General features: G+C 62.0%; 14 protein-coding genes. 3 read left to right on the forward strand and 11 right to left on the reverse strand.

From position 1 onward, the window contains the following. Positions 1-2: 2 nt before the first annotated feature. A complete protein-coding gene (locus AQ610_RS12590; protein ID WP_006029491.1) occupies positions 3-1,328 on the reverse strand; it encodes an MFS transporter in 1,326 nt (441 codons plus the stop codon). 52 nt (positions 1,329-1,380) lie between these two features. Next, positions 1,381-2,442 (reverse strand): lactonase family protein, encoded by a 1,062-nt coding sequence (locus tag AQ610_RS12595; RefSeq protein ID WP_009912298.1) that lies wholly within the window; start codon positions 2,440-2,442, stop codon positions 1,381-1,383. A 236-nt stretch (positions 2,443-2,678) separates the two neighbouring features. Between AQ610_RS12595 and acnA the strand changes: the two genes are divergently transcribed. The 3 genes from acnA to AQ610_RS12610 are packed head-to-tail and all read left to right on the forward strand — an operon-like array spanning position 2,679 to position 7,012. Next, positions 2,679-5,303, forward strand: a complete 2,625-nt coding sequence (acnA, locus tag AQ610_RS12600) for an aconitate hydratase AcnA (RefSeq protein WP_043283314.1) — start codon at positions 2,679-2,681, stop codon at positions 5,301-5,303. A gap of 38 nt (positions 5,304-5,341) precedes the next feature. Continuing rightward, the gene (locus AQ610_RS12605; protein ID WP_043283327.1) at positions 5,342-6,235 is read left to right on the forward strand and encodes a GntR family transcriptional regulator; all 894 of its coding nucleotides are present in this window, start codon (positions 5,342-5,344) and stop codon (positions 6,233-6,235) included. Between the two features lie 42 nt (positions 6,236-6,277). After that, positions 6,278-7,012 (forward strand): ABC transporter substrate-binding protein, encoded by a 735-nt coding sequence (locus AQ610_RS12610; protein WP_006029487.1) that lies wholly within the window; start codon positions 6,278-6,280, stop codon positions 7,010-7,012. A 197-nt stretch (positions 7,013-7,209) separates the two neighbouring features. Here AQ610_RS12610 and AQ610_RS12615 read toward each other — a convergent pair whose 3' ends face one another. From AQ610_RS12615 to AQ610_RS12655, 9 genes are all read right to left on the reverse strand, one after another. Next, on the reverse strand, positions 7,210-9,105 hold the full coding sequence (locus tag AQ610_RS12615; protein WP_006029486.1) for an acyl-CoA synthetase: 1,896 nt from the start codon (positions 9,103-9,105) through the stop codon (positions 7,210-7,212). A 2-nt stretch (positions 9,106-9,107) separates the two neighbouring features. Next, complete coding sequence (locus tag AQ610_RS12620) at positions 9,108-10,058, reverse strand: fumarylacetoacetate hydrolase family protein (RefSeq protein ID WP_006029485.1); 951 nt, start codon at positions 10,056-10,058, stop codon at positions 9,108-9,110. 36 nt (positions 10,059-10,094) lie between these two features. Beyond that, on the reverse strand, positions 10,095-11,165 hold the full coding sequence (locus AQ610_RS12625; RefSeq protein ID WP_006029484.1) for a VOC family protein: 1,071 nt from the start codon (positions 11,163-11,165) through the stop codon (positions 10,095-10,097). A gap of 19 nt (positions 11,166-11,184) precedes the next feature. Next, a complete protein-coding gene (locus AQ610_RS12630; protein ID WP_009912294.1) occupies positions 11,185-11,544 on the reverse strand; it encodes a hypothetical protein in 360 nt (119 codons plus the stop codon). Positions 11,545-11,611: 67 nt separating this feature from the next. Next, complete coding sequence (locus AQ610_RS33515; protein ID WP_009912293.1) at positions 11,612-12,337, reverse strand: OmpW/AlkL family protein; 726 nt, start codon at positions 12,335-12,337, stop codon at positions 11,612-11,614. Positions 12,338-12,397: 60 nt separating this feature from the next. Continuing rightward, the gene (locus tag AQ610_RS12640; RefSeq protein ID WP_006029483.1) at positions 12,398-13,633 is read right to left on the reverse strand and encodes an NADH:flavin oxidoreductase/NADH oxidase family protein; all 1,236 of its coding nucleotides are present in this window, start codon (positions 13,631-13,633) and stop codon (positions 12,398-12,400) included. Between the two features lie 3 nt (positions 13,634-13,636). After that, positions 13,637-14,638 (reverse strand): amidohydrolase family protein, encoded by a 1,002-nt coding sequence (locus AQ610_RS12645; RefSeq protein WP_231748968.1) that lies wholly within the window; start codon positions 14,636-14,638, stop codon positions 13,637-13,639. A gap of 142 nt (positions 14,639-14,780) precedes the next feature. Continuing rightward, a complete protein-coding gene (gene dmpG, locus AQ610_RS12650; protein WP_006029482.1) occupies positions 14,781-15,791 on the reverse strand; it encodes a 4-hydroxy-2-oxovalerate aldolase in 1,011 nt (336 codons plus the stop codon). Positions 15,792-15,802: 11 nt separating this feature from the next. Then, positions 15,803-16,750, reverse strand: a complete 948-nt coding sequence (locus AQ610_RS12655) for an acetaldehyde dehydrogenase (acetylating) (RefSeq protein WP_006029481.1) — start codon at positions 16,748-16,750, stop codon at positions 15,803-15,805. Positions 16,751-16,753 lie beyond the last annotated feature (3 nt).

Below are 16,753 nucleotides of genomic sequence, written 5' to 3' on the forward strand. Positions count from 1 at the left end.
TTTCAATGGGTCTGGTTCACGACGTCCGACGGTGTGTCGGCGGAAGTTTCTTCGTGAACGCGAATGAAAAACGTCATCAGGAACGACACGACGAGCAGCGCCGCTAGAAACAGCAGCCCTGGCGTCGCGCTCTGCCCCGTGCCCTTGACGAAGCCGATCATGAACGGTCCGACGAAACCGCCGAGATTGCCGATCGAGTTGATCACCGCGATCGACACGGCTGCGGTCGAGCGACTGAGGAAAAGCGTCGGCAGCGCCCAGAACGGCGACTTGAACGAATAGAGCCCGGCCAGGCTCAGGCTGATCATCGCGATCGACACATAGGGGTTCGTCGTGAGCCCGGCCCCAAGCAGCGCCAGCGCCGCTACGGCCAGCGGGATCGCCGAATGCAGGCGCCGTTCGCCACGCCGGTCGGAACTGCGCGACCACATCACCATCGCGATTGTCGCGAACACGTAAGGCACCGTCGCGATGAGCCCGATCTCGGTGTGGCTCAGTTTCGTCGAGAAGCCCTTGATGATTTGCGGCATCCAGTAGCCGACGCCGAGGCTGCCGCACTGATAGACGAAGTAGATGAACGACAGGTACAGCACCTTTGGGTTGGTCATCGCCTTGACCGAGCCGAAATGCTTAGCGTTCGGGCGTGCTTTCTGGTCATTGGCAAGCTCGTTCAGCAGCCAGTCACGCTCGCCGGGCGTCAACCACCTCGCGTCTGCGGGACGGTCCGTCAGCCAGAGGAAGCACGCGATCCCGCCAATCACGGCCGGCGCGCCTTCCAGCACGAGCATCCAGCGCCACCCGCTCCACTGAAGCCAGTGAACGTGGTCCATGATCCACGTCGAGAGCGGCGCGCCGATGATGTACGACACGGGAATCGCGGCCGTGAACAGCGCGACGGTCGTCGCGAGCTCCTTCGCGCGGAACCAGTACGTCAAGTACACGATGATGCCGGGGAAGAAGCCAGCTTCGGCCACGCCGAGCAGGAATCGCAGCACGTAGAGCTGCGTCGCGTCCTGCACGAACGCGGAGATCACCGACACGACGCCCCACGTCACGAGGATCCGCGCGATCCACACACGGGCGCCGAACTTGTTGAGCATCACGTTGCTGGGCACTTCGAACAGGAAGTAGCCGATGAAGAATATGCCCGACGCGAAGCCGAACGCCTCGCTCGACAGCGCGAGCTCCTTGTTCATCTGCAATGCCGCGTAGCCGATGTTCGCGCGGTCGAGATACGAAATGATGTAGAGGACGAACACGAACGGGATGATGCGCCACGCGATCTTGCGCACCAGCGCGCGTTCGTCGACAGGGGTTGCTTGATTCATGGTTGTGCGCCGGCGGACCTGCCGCCGGCTGTCTCCTGATGGGCGGGAAGGATTACGCGCGGTGTGCCGAGAACACCATGCAGACCGGGCTGCCCGACGCGACCGAAAAACCGGTCGGCTTGAGGCGCCCCGTCGCGGCATCGATCGCGAACGCGACGATGCTGTCACTGTCCTCGTTCAGCGCGTACATAAAGCGGCCGTCCGGCGTGCCCGTCATGAAGCGCGGCGTGCGGCCGCCGGTCGGCTCGGCCGCGACGAACGTGAGGTGGCCGCTCGCCGGATCGATGCGGAACACGGCGATGCTGTCGTCGCCGCGGTTGGACGCATAGACGAAGCGCCCAGCCGGATCGACCTCGATTTCTGAAGCGCGGCTGTTGCCGGTGTACGTATCGGGCAGCGACGACACGATCTGCACCGGCGTCAGCGCACCGTTCGACGACGAGTACCGATAGGTCGTGACGGTCGAGTCGAGTTCGTTGACGACATACGCGAGCGCGCTGTTCGGATGGAACGCGATGTGCCGAGGGCCGGCCGTCTCGCGCGTGACGACGAACGCCGGCTCAGCCGGCGTGAGCCGCCCGTCCCGAAAGCGGAACGAGAACACGCGGTCGAGCCCCTTGTCCGGCACGATCACGAATTGTCCGGTCGGGTCGAACGGATTGAAGTGCGGCTTCGCCTGCTTCTGCTCAATGCGATGCGGACCGATCGGGCCTTCGAGCGTAACGAGTTGCGTGACTTCCTGCAGCGTGCCGTCGGCCGCGATCGGCAGCACAGCAACGCTCGCGCCGATGTGATTCGACACGACGACGTGGCGGCCGGTCGGATCGATCGCGAGATGCACCGGGTTCTTGCCTTGCGTGCTCTGGCGATTCAGGAACCTGAGCGTGCCGGTAGTCTTGTCGACCTTGAATGCACTGATGTCGCTCAGGTCGCCATGCACTGTGTACAGGTGCTCGCCGTTCGCGCTCAGCGCGAGGAACGACGGATTCACCAGGCCCTTCACGAGCTGCACGAGTTCGAGCGCGCCCGTCCCGGTGTCGACGCGGTACACGCTGATCCCGTCGCCGCGGGCGTTTCGTTCGCGCGTGGTGCGCGATCCGACGTAAGCAAACATGGGTGTTTTTCCTTTCAAAGCTTTCCTTGATTCCTCTGCAAAAACTGGCCCCGTGGCCGCGACGAGCATCGCGAGCACACCGAGCGCCGCCGTATGCCCTATCACGCTGCGGCGCATCGGATCCGGCGCTCTTTCGTCCGGGTCGTTGCCTGGTTTCGTCACGGGTGTCTCCTGATTTTGTATTTCGGGTTAGCACTAGATTGCATTTTTACTTGTTAAAGTGCAAAAATACAGTCATGGAAAACACCAACTCCCCCTCGCAAGCCCGGTTGACGGTCGATGGCGTGACGTACCGCTTCATCGATCTCCCCGGCCAGTTCGGCGCCACGCTGCGGGCGTTGCCCGTGGTGTTGCGCCTGCTGCTCGAAAACGTGATCCGCAACACCGACGGCGACGAGCGACGGCAAGCGGTCGACGCGATAGTCGGCTGGACGCGCCGCTCGACGAGCGAAGCCGAAATCGCGTTCCAGCCGAATCGCGTGCTGATGCACGACACGACCAGCACGCCGGCACTCGTCGATATCGCCGGCATGCGCGACGCGCTCGCCGAAGCGGGCGCGGACCCGGCGTCGTTAAACCCGGTGCTGCCCGTCGATTCGTCGGTTGACCACTCGCTGGCCGTCGAATACTTCGCTCGGCCGGACGCGGCGCCCGAGAACCTGAAGCTCGAGCTGCGCCGGAACGCCGAGCGCTACCGGTTTCTGCGGTGGGCGTCGAAGTCGCTGACGGGCGTGCGCATTCACCCTCCCGGAACGGGAATCATGCATACGATCAACCTCGAGCAGCTGGCGACAGTGGTCACCACGCTCGAGCGCGACGGCGAGCGCTGGGCGGTGCCCGACACGCTGATCGGCACCGACAGCCACACGCCGATGATCAACGGCATCGGCGTGCTTGGCTGGGGCGTCGGGGGGCTAGAAGCGCAGACGGTGATGTTCGGGATGCCGGTGATGCAGCGCATTCCCGACGTGATCGGCGTGCGGCTCACCGGCGCGTTGCGCGCGGGCGTGCTCGCGACCGATCTCGCGCTGACCGTCACTCAGCGGCTGCGCGCGATCGGCGTCTCCGGAGAATTCGTTGAATTCTTCGGGCCGGGCGTGTCGACGCTTCGCGCCGGCGAGCGGGCAGTCGTCGCAAACATGGCGCCCGAGTACGGCGCGACGACCGGCTTCTTCCCGGTCGACAGCAACACGCTCGACTATCTGCGCGAGACCCATCGCAGCGAAACGGCGGTCCGGCTCGTCGAAGCATTCACGCGGCAAGCGGGCCTGTGGTTCGACCCAAATGCCGAGCCGGGCTACACGCGCACGATCGACATCGATCTAGCGACCATCGGGATGCACATCGCCGGGCCACGCCGTCCGCAGGACCTGCTCGATCATTCACAGACGGCCGCCGCGCTCGCGCCGCTCGGGTTCCATCCCGCGCATCCGCATCCGACGATGCCGAAGCATCCGGTCGCGATCGCCGCGATCACGAGCTGCACGAACACGTCAGACCCCGCGCTGCTGATCGCGGCCGGCCTCGTCGCACGGAACGCGCGCGCGCTCGGGCTGAAGGTGCCAGCGTGGGTCAAGACGTCGCTCGGCCCCGGCTCTCCGGCCGCTGCCGCCTATCTCGAACGTGCCGGATTGGTCGACGACCTGTCGGCCGTCGGCTTCGATATCGTCGGATACGGCTGCACGACCTGCATCGGCAACTCGGGGCCGCTGGCCGAGCCGATCCGCGCGGCGCTCGCCGATGGGTCGATCCGTCCGGTCGCGATGCTGTCCGGGAACCGCAATTTCCCGGGGCGCATTCACCCGGATCTCGACCTCGGCTTCATCATGTCGCCGCCCCTAGTAATCGCGTTCGCGCTGGCCGGCGACGCCGAAATCGACGTGAGCCGCGATCCGCTGCAGCACACGACCGACGGCCGCCCCGTCTATCTGAACGACCTGTGGCCGACGCGCGAAGCGGTTGCCGCGCTCACGACCGCGGCCGCCGATCCACGCGACTATCCACGGGCGTTCGCGCAAGCGAGCGCGAACCCGGCGTGGCACGACCTCGACGCGCCGGACAGCGCGCAATTCCCCTGGGACCCCGCGTCGACCGCGCTGCGCCGTCCGCCGTTCGCGTCGGCGTCGCAGCGTAGTCAGCTCGGCACATATAGTGCCTATCCGCTGCTCGTGCTCGGCGACGACGTGACGACCGATCACATCTCGCCCGCGAGCGCGATTCCGAAGGACAGCTTCGTCGCCGATTTCCTCGTGTCGCGCGGCGATGATCGCGACGATCTGAACGTGTTCGCGTCGCGGCGCGGCAACTGGGAAGTGATGGTGCGCGCGGCGTTCTACAACCGCACACTGGTGAACCGGCTGCGCGCGGGCACGCCCGTCGCGCATACGTTGCACGTGCCGAGCGGCGACGTGCTGCCGATCTTCGAGGCGGCCGAGCGCTACGAACAGGACGGCGATCCGGTCGTGCTCGTCGCGGGCGAGCGCTACGGCACCGGTTCGTCGCGCGACTGGGCCGCGAAGGGCCAGCGGCTGCTCGGCATCCGCGCGGTGCTGGCGTCGAGTTTCGAGCGCATCCACCGGTCGAATTTGATCGGGATGGGCATCCTGCCGCTGCGCTTCGCCGCGGGGACTCACCCAGACACGCTGGACCTCCAGCCAGGTGATAAGCTCGAGGTCGACGCGCCGGCCGACGCACTGTCGCCGCGCTGCACGGTGCCCGTGCGGATCGTGCGCGCAGACGGACGCATCGAGCCCGTCAGCGCGACGGCCGCGGTCGAGACCCGTCTCGAATGTGAGCTGTTGCGCTCGGGCGGCGTCATCCCGCTGATATTGCAGAAGAACCTTGCGACGCAGGAGGCTTGAGACCGAAGCCGCCCGCGGCGCCCCGAATGCTCACGCTCATGATCGACCGCTCCATCGCGACCCAAATTGTCGAACTTATCAAGACGGAAGGACTCGACGTCGGTACGCACCTGCCCGCACAGATGCTTGCCGATCGCCTCCGCGTGTCGCGTTCACCCGTCAACGAGGCACTCGCGCTCCTGCATGAAAAGGGCATCCTCACTCGAGAACGCAATCGCGGCTTCTTCGTCGCAAAGCAGGTAATCGAGCCGCTGTCGGACGTTGTCGACGAACTCGGGCTCGGCGAGGCTGACGTGATTACGAGCGTGTATTTCCAAATCGCCGACGATCGCCTGAAGGGCGAACTGCCCGATGAGTTTTCCGAACAGCTGATCCGGACGCGCTACGGGCTGACGAACGCGCAGCTTACCGCCGTGCTCGGGCGCATCGCCCAAGAAGGCTGGGCAGAGCGCAAGCCCGGCTACGGTTGGCAGTTTTCGCCGATGCTGACGACGCCGGACAGCCTGCTGAAATCGTACCGGTTGCGTCTCGCGCTCGAACCGGCCGCGCTGCTCGAACCTGGCTACCGGCTAGAACCGAAAGTGCTCGAGAGATGCCGTGAAGTCGAAAAGCACCTTCTTGCCGGTGGTATCGAAACCGACACCGCCGATCAGTTGCACGAGCGCGGCGTACGATTCCACGAATCGCTCGTCGAAGCGTCGGGCAACAGCTTCTTCATTGACACGATCCGACGCGTGAATCGCGTGCGTCGCTTGCTGTCGTATCGCTCGATGCAGGATCGCGCGCGTTACGGCGAACATGCTAAGCAGCATCTTCACGTGCTCGAACTGCTCGAGCGCGAGCGCAACGAGGAAGCATCGGAAGCGTTGCGTCAGCACCTGCTCCATACGCTCGATGCGCTGTCGCGCATCAGCGCCATTCTCAAACCCTGAGCGTCCGCTCGACCGGCGCATTCGATTCCCACGAGCCCTTACATGACCGTCGCCCCTTCTGTCCTCACCGCGTTCACCCCGACCGGCAAACTGCGCGCGTCGATCAATCTCGGCAACCCCATCCTCGCGAACCGCGATCCGGCGACGGGCGAGCCGTTCGGCGTATCGATCGATCTCGCGCGTGCGTTCGCAGAGCGCCTGTCGGCCGAGCTAGAGCTCGTGGTGTTCGACGCCGCCGGTAAATCGGTGCAGGCGCTGACCGAGGAGCGCGCCGACTTCGGCTTCTTCGCGGTCGATCCGTTGCGCGGCGAAACGGTGGCGTTCACCGCGCCGTACGTGCTGATCGAAGGCTTCTACCTCGTGCGCGACGATTCGCCGATTCGTTGCAACGCCGACGTCGATCAGTCGCACAATCGCGTGGTTGTCGGCAAAGGCAGCGCGTACGACCTGTTCCTCACGCGCGAACTGAAGGCCGCACAGATCGTGCGCGCGCCGACGTCGCCGGCCGTCGTGCCAACCTTCGTCGACCAGCAGCTCGAAGTCGCCGCCGGCGTGAAGCAGCAGCTCGAAGCCGACGCGGCGAAAACGTCGGGCCTGCGCCTGCTTGAGGAGCGTTTCATGGTGATCCGCCAGGCGATGGGCGTGCCGAAGAGCCGTGGCGAAGCGGCCGCCGCCTTGCTCGGCGAATTCGTCGAGGAGATGAAAGCGTCGGGCTTCGTCGCGGATTCGCTGCGCCGGCATCACATCACGGGTGCGTCGGTCGCGCCAGTCGCATGAACCTGCATATCGCATGACGCATACAGGTTACCGCAACGTGAACTTCGACGTCCATGTCGAGCGGGCTTCTCCCGCGCCCATGACGAGCAATGCTCAGAGGCCTGGATTCGTCTTCGTCGACTGATATTCTTCCACAATGAACTCGGATGACTGGATTATTTTCCAGAACCGAGTTCAGACATTACAAACATCGGTAGTCATCGATTCCCGGGTTCGACCGAAATTGAAAATTCAAACGGGAAACGACCCATTACCGTATCGGCCACCGAAATTTGCGTATGGTCATGCAGCGCCACATGCAAGGCCAGCCCGCGCGACTGATCATCGGCCACGCTCACTCGAGCATCTTCGACGCCGGCATCCCTAAGCGCGGAGATCACCGCGTCGACAATGTGGATTCGCTTCGGTATCGCAGCACGCTCGCCGATCGAGCCGCGTATGAATGCGTCGAGCTCCGCCTCGGTGGCGGTCGCACCGGCTTTCAACTGCACGTAGGCCACCGGCAGCTCGCCCGCATGCACGTCGGGACGTCCGATTGCCGCAGCGATCTGCACTGCCGGGTGACGGTGCAGCGGTTCTTCGATCGTCGCCGGATCGATGTTGTGACCGCCCCGGATGATGAGTTCCTTGCGGCGGCCCGTGAGCCAGAAGTAGCCCTGCGCATCGCGTCGCGCGAGATCCCCGGTGTTGAGCCACTGCCGGCCGTCGTCGAGATCGAGCCACAGGCCCTTGTTCTGATCTTCCTGAAGATAGCCCTCGAAAACGTTCGGCCCGGAAATCGTCAGCAGGCCGACTTCGTTCTCGACGCAATCGCGCACGTAGTGGCCGGCGTCGTCGAGTATCACCGCCTTCATCATTTGGCCGGGGATGCACAACCCGATCGACCCGAGGCGCCGTTCGCCGCCTGGTGGATTGACGCTGCTTACGCATGCGCCTTCGGTGAGCCCGTAACCTTCGAGAATCCGGACCCCGGTGCGATCCTGGAACGTGCGGAACACTTCCACGGGCATCGGCGCGGCACCGCAGAGACCATACTCGAGCGAGCCGATATTCCGCCCGCCGACGGGCACATCGAGCAATGCCGAATACAAGGTCGGCACCGCGCTGAAGAAATTGATCCTGTGGTGCTCGACGATTTCCCAGAATCGTTTGACGACACCGTCGCCGCGATAGCCCTGTGGCGTCCCCAGCACCACATGCGCGCCGCGCGAGAACGGCACCAGGCCGGTTGCCAGCACGGCATTGACATGGAACAGCGGCAGTCCGCAGAAAACGGTCTTCCCCGGGCCCATCCCGGCACCGATGACCTGCCCGACGCTCCAGGCATTGGCCACCTCGTTGCCGTGCCGGCGAATCGCGATTTTCGGCAATCCCGTCGTGCCGCCCGTGCAGAAATAGGACGATATGTCATCGGCGTCGAACCGTCGCGCGTTCAACAGCGAATCGCCGGATTCACGCGACATCGCATCGTCGAAATCGTGGATCGCGATATGGCGCGGAACGGCGCCGCGCAGGCCCGCGCGCCCGTGCAACCGTTTGCATTCGCGACGCCGCATCACGCTTGCCGCAATTCGGCGCCATCCGTGCACGCGCCCGGCCAGGTCGATCAGGACGAGACTTTGCAGCGACGGCACCTGGCTCAGGATGGGCTGGATCTTCGACCAGATATCCGTTCCCGGAAAGGGAGCCAACGTCACCAGCACCTTTGCGTTTGCGGCCTTGAGCAGCGACGCGATTGCTGGCCCCTCCAGCAGCGGGTTGATCGCACAAACGATACCAGCCGCTTCGCCGCCCCAGATGACGAAATGCGTCTCCGGCAAATTGGGCAACACGTAGGCAACGACCGAATGCCGATCAACGCCGAGGCGCGAAAGCATGTTCGCGGTCCGAGTGATATCCCGCAGCAACTCCGCATAAGTCCAGCGCAATGGCTTGCGATGGTCGTCGACGCGCAGGAAAAACGACAACGCAGGCGCCGTCGGGTTGATCGCTGCGCCACGACCGATCATCTCGTAAGTGCTGGCCGGGAGGTCTGCGGGCGGTCCTTGGTTTTCGATCCGAAGGACGTCCGCTTCCGTTGCGATGGCATTCATGCTCACTCGTCCACGATTCGGTTGCGTTGCACACCGAGGTCAATCGTCCCGTCGCTGTTCCTGATTCGCGATTCGACCAGATCGCCAGCCTTCAGGTACTGCGGGCGCCCGGCCTGGACCTTCTCGAACATCCGCCACTTCAGCTGCTCGGGCAGCAACGCGGCAATCCGTTGCTTCGCCGGCGACGGAATGCTGAGCGCGCATCCGGACGGCGTGCCCGTTGCAAGTAAGTCGCCGGCGCTCAAATCCTGAACACCCGAAAGCTCGGTGATCGTTTCGGCCGGACCGTATACGAGGTTCCCGGTCGAATCGCTCTGCCGCACTTCCCCGTTCACGCTCAGTGTCAGTGTCAGCGCCCCCAGGCGTGGGATATCGCTTGCATCCAGCAGGCACAGATACGGCCCCACCGGCCCGAACGTTCGATAGCTTTTCCCCTTGTAAAACTGCATTTGGGGAATCTGGATATCGCGTGCGGAATAGTCGTTGACGATCACGAGGCCAGCCACGTACTCGTGCAGGTTCTGGTCCGTGATGGCTTGCCGGGACGCGATATCTCGGCGAAGCACGAGCCCCAGTTCGATCTCGTAGTCCAGGAACTGCACATGTTGCGGCCGGATGACGTCGGAATCGGCGGCGACGATGCAACTGGACGCCTTCGTGAAGATCATGTTGAATGACTTCGCATCCGGATTCATGCCGGACTCGATCATGTGCTGGCGATAGTTGGCGCCCTGGCAAACGAACCGTTGATTGCGCGTGACCGGCGAGAGCCACTCGACGTCCGACTCGGGAATCGTTTCTCCTCCGAGCGCGGCGAGTTCATCGATCTGATGTGCTCGCACGAATTCGCCGGTCGTCGGGTAGTCGCCCGGTATCGGTGTGATCCGGCGATTCCTCACCACGCCCCATTGGGCGCGCCCCTGATGCCGATAGTGCAAGACGTGCAATGCCATGAAAATGCCTCGAACAGGTATGAGTGAAGACGCAGGTCATACAAACAGCTTCGCGAGCGTGCATAGCTTCGCGAAGGTGACGTCCGGGCTGGTCCGGAGGTTTCGTCCGAGCGAAGCAATGCTTGCCGGAGTGATCTTCGGTTTGGTGAAGCTGCGCGGCATTCGAGGGCCCCACTGGGCCATCGCTTCACGGCTGACTTCTTGGATGCCGGTCGCCAGTTCCGCCGTGAACATGTCCCCATCGCAATAGTGCTCGTGCTTGTCACCCCATGGATCCTCCCAGTAGTCGAAGATCTGGCTACCGAGGATATGGCGACCGATGCCCCACGCATGCGTCCATCCCTCTTCGCGCAGTACGCGCTGTCCAACCCCGATCGCATCTGCATCGACCAGCTCGAATGCCGAATGGCTGTAGAGTGCTGCGAACCCCTGTGCCAATGCCAGGGTGTGGTGATCCGTCGGCGTCCTCCCGCGGTCTAGTCGCATGAATGCGACGGCCGGCGATCCATCCGGCAATACCTGGACGTCGCTCGGGATAAAGCCGAAGTGGGCCGTGTACCACGCACACGTCGCCTGGAAATCGGCGAGTTCGAGCACGACATGCCCGAGGCGAATCACTTCCGGCGTTTCGAGCACGGGACGCTGGGTATCGTTCACTCGAACAATGGAATCGCCGGAGTTGAACGGCAATGCCGACCGATGCGGTAGCGCGCCCGTCTGCGCTTGCCCTGCGATTGCATCGACCCGAAAACCTGACGGATCGACGAGCGTGACACGATGACCGCCGCCGGGCCATGGCGACGGCTCGACGTTCGATGCGTCAAGCACGCGGGCGAGTTTTCGGAGTTCCGAGATGCCATCTACCGCGAGACCGAATCTGACGAAACGCGCTTTTTCTGCGCGCTGAACGACGTAGCAGAAAGGCGTGCCGGCCGTGCCCCGAAGGAACAGGTGATCGCCTTCGCGCGACACCGTACGAAGTCCGAAGTCGTTAAGAAACCGTTCGGCTCGTTCGAGATCGGGACGCTCGAAAATCAGATATGAAAGCGCCCGTGCTTTCGTCGTCGGCTCGGAATTGCGTGCGGGCTGTGCAGTGGCGAGTTTCATGGGGGCCTCGGGCATACGGCTAGGCGATCTGACTGCATAGCGTCGACACGGCGGTACGCGCACCCAGCAGCTGCATGGATTCGAGAACAAGGCCGGTCGAGTCGGCCACTGGGCCTTCGTGAAGGATCGTTTTGTCCGGGCGGACTACGACCGCCCAGCCGAACCACACGACACCCGGCATGAACGTCCCGTCCAGGTCCTCCCATCCGTCGTTCTCGATACGATGAAGGCGCTGCCCGCGGTGCGCGACCTGGACAACGGCACCGCCGGCGGCGATCAACGTGGCTCGCGCGCCGGCGTCAAGCTCGGCCCCCGGGTCCTTGCCGATCCAGATCAGCGCAAGACCACTACCGAACACGTCGTTGCAGCGTAGTTGCACTCGCCAATCCAGCGTATCTTAAGCGCCGCCGGCGTACAGCTTCTGGCAGCGCACCGTGTTCTAAAGGTCAGAACCGATAGCCGACCGAAACGAACGAAACAAGCGGGTTAATTTTCACTTTGGCGGAGGTCGATACGCTACCCAACGCTGAGTGGGTGGTCAGCGTGGCCGTTGTCGACAGCCAAGCATATGAAACAGACACGCCCACCGACCAATGCTTGTCGATGTTGTACGTGAGGCCGGCATTGACGACCGGCGCAAAGGAACTTTTTAGCGACGCTGACGTGGGCCCTTCCAGGGCCGTCCCCGTTGTCGGCGACGCGAGAAACTGGCCTGTCGCAATCGGGCTGCTCAATTCGACGTTCTTGAACCACACATATGAGATTCCCACGCCGACGTACGGGCGCAAGCGCGCCTGCGATTCGCCAAAGTGATATTGAGCGAGCAGTGACGGGCCCCATACTCGGGCGCTGCCTAGCTCCCCGAGCGTGGAAAGCGAGCCAGTACCGCTCAGTCGCAGCTTAGGCGGTACGCCCAGAAGCGTCTCGACCGCGATATGGTCCGTCACAAAGTATCGCGCTGAGAGTGCGACCGTATCGGCGTCTGAAACCGATGCACCGCTCCCCGGGATAGTGGCCGACGTGCCGAGTGCATTTACGGTCAGTGGATCACTCGAATCCTGCGGAGCCAGGTGCATCCAGCCTGCGTTGACCACCCAATTGCCCGCCGATTGAGCATGAGCCGATGAAATCGCGAAAAGTGAGAATGCAGTGGCCAGACCGATATGTTTCATGTTGTCTCCGATATCTAATTTTCAAGGAAAAAACGCCGATTCTCGACGCGAATTGAATCTTTAAGTCCGGGTTTGAATCCACCGCTTATATTGCCTGCCGCGCCGGTGGTTCTTCCATTGATCGCAGACGAGCGACAGCAGAGGGCGCCCTGCTGGTTTGACCGGACCTGCGACACTGAGTCTGTGCAGTTGGCGCTTCACCATCGCCTGCGTGGCGAGCGAAGCGAAGACCTTATTTTTCCAAGTGACGGCAGGCAACGCCGCATCGCTACGTCGCCCAGCCTGCCATTCAACCGGTAGCTCGGGCCGCACTGCGAGAGCAGTGGCCATACCGATCATTTCGATACCTTCTGCCAGGACGCCTTCGGCAATTTCGCGTCGACGAATTCCGCCCGTGACCATGAGCGGCATCTGGGCGATTTTCCGAACTTCTTGGGCGAACTCGAGAAACCACGCCTCACGCGCCAGTGTGCGGCCATCGCGAGCTTGTCCTTGCATCGCAGGCGCCTCGTAACTTCCGCCCGATAGCTCGATCAGATCGACCGCACAACGGTTCAGCATCTTGACGACCTCGCAGGCATCGGCGAGATCGAACCCGCCCCGCTGAAAATCAGCGGAGTTCAGCTTTACGGCGACGCAAAAGGATGCAGAAACCTTGCTCCGAATTCCACGCACGATATCGAGCAGCAAGCGCGCCCGATTCTCGAGTAAGCCGCCCCAACCATCCGTACGGCGATTGACCAGCGGGGAAAGGAATTGGCTGAGCAGATATCCATGCGCTGCATGCACTTGCACACCAGTAAACCCGGCTCGCTCGGCCAGTTGGGCGGCATTGACAAATCGATTAACGATCGCTTGAATCTCGCCGTCGCGCAATTCTCGAACGCGCGCGAACATCTTGGAAAAGCCCGGGATGTCGACGGGCACTGGCGAAGGGGCTACACCAGTCTGGCCGAGCGCTGAATAGACCTGTCGGCCCGGATGATTGAGCTGCATCCAAACCTGTGCACCACCACTACCAGCGGATCGCGCCCAACGCTCGAATGACGACAAGCGCCTGTCATTTTCGAGCACAACATCGCCCGGCCCCGTCATTGCTGTTCCATCCACCATCACGTTGCCAGTGATGATTAGCCCCACCCCGCCACTCGCCCAACGTTGATAGAGCCGATAAAGGCTATCGCCCGGGGCTTGATCAGCGTCTGCGAGGTTTTCTTCCATCGCTGCCTTTGCCAGACGGTTCGGGATCACGCTTCCGTTTGGAAGACGCAGGGGTGAAAAAAGAGACTTCGACATGTTTTAGCGGTTCCTCAGTTTGTCGATCAGTAGAACGCTGACTCGGGCCGCAGCGTTTTTCAACGATGTGAACGGACCATCCTTACGCGAAGCGGCGTCAACAGATCCTTCATTGCCGACAGCAAAGCGGGGAAACAACCGCAGAGCGTTATCGCGCTCAATGTTTGCGATCGCTTGCGCACTCCAAATGGGTGAATGCTCAAGGGTGTCGCATTGCATGGCAGTCACCGGCTCTGGAGCAAAGGGAAAATCGCTGCCGAACAGGATCTGCGTTGGCTCGACGAGTTCGCGCAGCGCGGCTTGCGGGTACGCAGCCGGCGACAATGCGGTATCAAAGTAGAAACGACGGATATATGTCAGGACACCCGCAGGTGTTTTGGACGCCCATTCCGGCATGAGATTGGCGAGCGACAGCCGCCAAGCCACATATGGAAGGAAGCCACCCGCGTGCGCTAGCACCCACCGAATGCGCGGATATCGTTCCAAGGTCCCAGTCAAAATCAGATTGAGTGCAGCGCGTGTCGTGTCACAAAGGAATTCCACCAGGAAGCCCGGGGCACCGAGTTCTAAGTCTTCGCTCGTCCGGTGCATATTCGGATGAACAAAAACGACCGCGCGTCGCCTATCAAGCTCGGCCATCAACTCGTCGAACTCCGGTGCACCGAGAAACTTCCCCTCAGTGCTACCGAGCAATACCACACCTTCCGCATTCAGAACGTCGAATGCATACACCGCCTCCCGGCAAGACTCCTCGGTGAAAGGCATTGGAAGCACGGCGAATGAACCGAATCTTCCGGGATATGCATCGCGCGTGCTTGCGGCGTACTCGTTGCATTCACGTGCGAGCCCACATGCTTCATTTAAGTTGCCAAAATAAACTCCTGGAGCGGAGATCGATAGCAAAGCCGTCTTTATCGCGTTGGAGTCCATCGCACTCAACGATATTTCCGGACTCCACTTTGGAAGCTCTGCTCCAGCAACGTGGTTCAGCCCATGCCTACCCATCGCTATCCGATAGGCGGGCGGTACAAAGTGATGATGCACGTCTATACGATGCACGGTATTCACTATACTCGTCGAATATACTCAGCGAAGCCGCCTACCAATCCAGGTGTCTTGATAGTAGTCCGAAGAATTTAGAGTACATTTATCGCGTCTTCAGCAAATCAAGCGCGACATCGACGATCATGTCCTCCTGGCCCCCAACCATGCGACGCCTACCGAGTTCAACGAGAATATCAACAGCTTTGATGCCATATTTCTTTGCGGCCATTTCCGAGTGGCGCAGGAAACTCGAATAAACGCCCGCGTAACCCAATGCAAGCGTCTCGCGATCGACGCGCACGGGGCGATCCTGGAGAGGTCGAACGATATCGTCAGCCGCATCCATCAGACGGTATAGATCGCAGCCATGGTTCCAACCGAGGCGCGACGCCGCTGCGACGAAGACTTCCAGCGGTGCATTGCCGGCGCCGGCGCCCATCCCCGCGAGACTCGCATCGACACGATCGCAACCCTCTTCGACAGCCACGATCGAGTTGGCCACGCCCAAGCTCAGGTTATGGTGCGCATGTATCCCCGTCTCGGTTCCGGATTTGAGCACATCCTTGAACGCACGCATCCTGTCACGTATGTCGTTCATATTCATCGCACCGCCGGAATCGACCACGTAGCAGCAGGTCGCGCCGTAGCTCTCCATCAGCTTTGCTTGTTCGGCCAGCGCACGAGGCGCGAGCATGTGGCTCATCATCAAGAAGCCCACCGCCTCCATGCCGAGTTCGCGCGCGTACTCGATATGCTGCCTTGAGATATCGGCCTCCGTGCAATGCGTGGCTATGCGGACGATCCGTGCGCCGGCGTTATATGCCGCCTTCAAATCATGGACGGTACCGATACCGGGCAGCAACAACGTAGCAATCTTCGCGTGCGTCACTACGCTGGCGACGGCCTCGATCCACTCAACGTCCGTATGTGCGCCGAAGCCATAGTTGAAACTTCCTCCTTGCAGACCATCACCGTGTGCAACTTCGATTGAGTCAACCTTGGCCTCGTCGAGCGCTTTCGCGATTACCTTTGCCTGCTCAACGCTGTATTGGTGGCGAATTGCGTGACTTCCGTCCCGCAATGTCACGTCGGAGATGTAGAGTTTCTTGTCCATATTCACAGAACTCAATTCTGGTTGGTGAGCAGACGAGCGGCGACCTTCTCGGCCGTGACTTTTGCCGCGCTGGTCATGATGTCAAGGTTGCCGGCGTAGGCAGGCAGGTAATGAGCGGCTCCCTCGACTTCAAGGAAGATCGAGGTCTTGATACCGCACATACGGTCGCCGACACCAGGTATCCGGATCGGCCGATCTGCCTCGATGCGGTCGAATTGCACTCGCTGCTTAAGGCGATAGCCAGGCACATACGACTGAACCGCCTCAGCCATACGAGTCACCGATTCTTCGATCTCACGCTCATCGACGAACTCGCTTAGCGTGTAGACCGTATCGCGCATGATGAGCGGCGGTTCGGCAGGATTGAGCACAATGATCGCCTTCCCCTTGCGCGCCCCACCCACCACCTCGATGGCTCGAGAGGTAGTCTCGGTGAACTCGTCGATGTTCGCACGCGTACCCGGTCCGGCGCTCTTGCTCGAAATGGACGCTACGATTTCGCCGTAATGCACTTTCGCGACCCGCGATACCGCCGCGACCATGGGAATCGTTGCTTGACCGCCGCAGGTCACCATGTTGACGTTGGGGGCGCCGAGATGGAGTTCCCCGTTCACCACGGGGATGCAGTACGGTCCGATCGCCGCCGGCGTCAGGTCCACGATGCGGATGCCGGGTTTGACGGTGCGCAGGAATGCGTCGTTGTGCGTATGCGCCGTGGCCGACGTCGCGTCGAACACGATATCGATGTCACCGAACACGGGCATACGGGTGAGTCCTTCGACACCCTCATGCGTCGTCGCGACGCCCATGCGTGCCGCGCGCTGCAGTCCGTCCGACGCCGCGTCGATACCCACCATGGCGCCCATTTCGATATGTTCGCCGTGGCGCAGAATCTTGATCATCAAATCGGTGCCGATATTCCCGCTACCGATAATGGCAACTTTCACCTTCTTTCTCATCGA

The sequence above is a fragment of the Burkholderia humptydooensis genome (genome assembly GCF_001513745.1).
GTDB lineage: Bacteria > Pseudomonadota > Gammaproteobacteria > Burkholderiales > Burkholderiaceae > Burkholderia > Burkholderia humptydooensis.